Origin of the sequence: Mycobacterium bulgaricum, from assembly GCF_041287165.2 — a bacterium.
Lineage (GTDB): Bacteria > Actinomycetota > Actinomycetes > Mycobacteriales > Mycobacteriaceae > Mycobacterium > Mycobacterium bulgaricum.
In genome coordinates this window covers 1-725 of the sequence record NZ_JBGGKV020000041.1, presented here as the reverse complement: position 1 = coordinate 725, position 725 = coordinate 1, and the positions used below count along the sequence as shown (strand labels likewise).

Sequence of the window (725 nt, the reverse complement as noted above, 5' to 3'; positions counted from 1 at the left end):
GGAACACCCGGCGCCGGAGGCGAAACCACACCACCGGGCACCCCGGCGCCACCACCGGGCACAGGCGGAGCAGGCGGCGAGACCACACCGGCCTCACCGAAAATCGGTGCGTCGGGTGCGGGAGGGCTGCCGGCCGGAAGCGCGGTCGCGGCGGGGCCACCGGCCGCGGCGGCCTCGGGTGCGGCGGCACCACTGGCGGCCGCCAAGGGCGCACCACCCGCAGCAGCGTCTCCGCCGGCGCCGACAGCACCGGCCGCACCCTCGACGGAGGCCGCGCCACCCCCACCGGCACCTACGCCGGCGCCGACGGCGCCTGCGTCGCCGAACACCTCAGCGGCGGGAGGTCCCGACGGCGTCACGGCCGCCGCGGCGGAATCGATCGGCGCGCCAGGAGCCGGCGAGCCGGGCGGTGCGAGCGCAGGCGCGTGTCCGGCCTCGGCGACGACGGGCGCGCCAGCACCGGGCGGAGGGGCCAGACCGGCGTCACCGATGACCGGCGCTCCCGGAGCACCGGGAGCGGGCGGCGTCACCGCACCACCGGGACCACCGGCAGCACCACCGGGACCACCCGGAGCAGGGGGCGTCACCACACCGGCCTCATCCACCACCGGCACACCCGGAGCACCAGGACCAGGAGGGGTCACCACACCACCGGGACCACCGGCAGCACCACCGGGACCACCCGGAGCAGGGGGCGTCACCACACCGGCCTCATCCACCACCGG

General features: G+C 78.2%; 1 pseudogene. It reads right to left on the bottom strand.

The window, feature by feature from the left end:
• Positions 1–725 (bottom strand): annotated as a pseudogene (locus tag ACAG24_RS29480) (hypothetical protein); the annotation flags it as partial.